Genomic DNA, 2352 nt, shown 5'->3' on the forward strand with positions numbered 1-2352 from the left:
AACTGGCCCATCACCGCAGCGCTCCTGCAGTTCCCGGGAACCGACGCGCAGGGTAACCACGTCAACGACGCCGACGCCACGGCCTGGGCCGAGGTCTTCACCGAGGTCAGGGACGCCGGCTTTGCCGACGCCGACCTCACCGACAGCTGGGTCCGCCCCGGCGACCTGAGCCCGGCCCGGCTTGCCGAGTTCAAGCAGACCGCGGACACCGTGGGCATCGGCGTCCCCGTCATCTCCGCCATCCGCCGCAGCGTGATCGAGGAAGGGAACTGGGAGGCGAACCTGGCCTACAGCCACCGCACCATCGACGCCGCCGCAGAGCTTGGCTGTGAGGTGGTCTCCTTCGGGCTGCACCAGGCCATCACCGCCGAGCAGCAGAAGCAGCTTTGGTTCTGGACCCTGGAGGGCTACAAGGACCCGGTCGGGGACAAGGAAACCTGGGGCAAGGCCGTGTCCCGCCTGCGGGAACTGGGCCGGCACGCGGCCGAGGTCGGGGTCCTGCTGTCCCTGGAGATGTACGAGGACACCTACCTCGGCACCGCGGACTCCTCGGTCCAGCTGGTCCAGGACATCGGCCTGGCCAACGTCGGCATCAACCCGGATATCGGCAACCTCATCCGGCTGCACCGCCCCATCGAGGACTGGCGCGAGATGGTCGCCAAGACCCTGCCGTACTCGAACTACTGGCACATGAAGAACTACATCCGCGACGAGGACGTCGCCCGGGACACCTATGTCGCGATGCCCGCCCCGATGGAATCGGGCCTGATCAACTACCGCGAGGCGTTCAAGGTCGCCCTCTCGGTGGGCTTCCAGGGCATCCTGTGCACCGAGCACTACGGCGGCGACGGCCTGTCCGTCACGGCCAGCAACCAGGACTACCTCCGCCGCCAGGTCCTGCCCAAGACCGACGGCTACGCCCTCGGCCAGAGCCAGGTGGCACAGGGCCGGCAACAGCCCGCCGGTACCCATCAGAACTGATTACCCCCGACGGATTCAATGAGGAACCATGACTCAGATCTTCGACAATCCCGCTGATTTCGCGGATGAGGCACTGGACGGCTTCGTGGCGGCCAACCGCGGCTACGTGGCCCGTGTCGACGGCGGCGTGGTCCGCTCCACCGAGGTCCCGGCCGGGCAGGTCGCCCTGGTCATCGGCGGCGGCTCCGGGCACTACCCGGCCTTCGCCGGCCTCGTGGGGCCGGGCCTGGCCACCGGCTCGGCGTGCGGGAACATGTTCGCCTCGCCCGCGGCCGGGCAGGTCTACCGGGTGGCGAAGGCCGCGAACGCCGGCGGCGGGGTGCTGCTGAGCTACGGCAACTACGCCGGTGACGTGCTGCACTTCGGCCAGGCCCAGCTGCGCCTGAACGCCGAAGGCATCGAGACCCGCACCGTCCTGGTCACCGACGACATCGCCAGCGCCCCGCCGGAGCAGATCGAGAAGCGCCGCGGCATCGCCGGGGACCTGACGGTCTTCAAGATCGCCGGCGCCGCCGCCGAGTCCGGGTTGGGCCTGGACGAGGTCGAACGGCTGGCCATCAAAACCAACCACCGCACCCGGTCCCTCGGCGTGGCGTTCGGCGGCTGCACCCTGCCCGGCGCGGACGCGCCGCTGTTCACCGTCCCGGCCGGCCAGATGTCCCTGGGCCTGGGCATCCACGGCGAACCGGGCATCTCCGAGCACCCGATGCCCACCGCCTCCGAACTCGCCGGCCTCCTGGTCAGCCGGCTCCTGGCCGACAAACCCGAGGACGCCGGCACCCGGGTGGTCGCGATCGTCAACGGCCTCGGCACGGTCAAGTACGACGAACTCTTCCTGCTCTTCGGCAAGATCGAACCGCTCCTCACCGCCGCAGGACTGACCGTGGTGGAGCCAGAATGCGGCGAGCTGGTCACCAGCCTGGACATGTCCGGGCTCTCCCTGACCCTGCTCTGGCTGGATGAGGAACTCGAGCAGTACTGGGCCGCCCCGGCCGACACCCCCGCTTTCCGCAAGGGAAACCTGGCACCCCGCGCCCGCCGCGAACTCGCCGGTCCGGAAGCCGCCTTGACCGCCGACGTCGAACGGACCACCGCAGCGGCCGCCACTCTCGGCCAGCTGGCAGCCGACCTGCTCGGCCAGACGCAGAACGTGATCATCGAGCACGAGGAAGAACTCGGCAACCTCGATGCCATCGCCGGGGACGGCGACCACGGCATCGGCATGCGCCGCGGCGTGGACGCGGCAGTCGCCGCCGCCGAGCAGGCTGCTGCGGCTGATGGCGGCGCGTCGCCGTCGCGGGTCCTGACCGCTGCCGGGGAGGCCTGGAGCGAACGCGCCGGCGGCACCTCGGGCGCGCTCTGGGGCTCGGC

General features: G+C 70.2%; 2 protein-coding genes. Both read left to right on the forward strand.

What is annotated here, in order from left to right; translation table 11 throughout:
* Positions 1-981, forward strand: a 981-nt coding sequence (locus tag AC1DEM_RS21585) for a sugar phosphate isomerase/epimerase family protein (protein WP_476886321.1), incomplete at its 5' end; no start/stop codon positions are given.
* Positions 982-1009: 28 nt separating this feature from the next.
* On the forward strand, positions 1010-2352 hold a 1343-nt coding region (locus tag AC1DEM_RS21590), incomplete at its 3' end, for a dihydroxyacetone kinase family protein (protein WP_476886322.1).

It is taken from the genome of Arthrobacter sp. 05T420 (assembly GCF_056396305.1).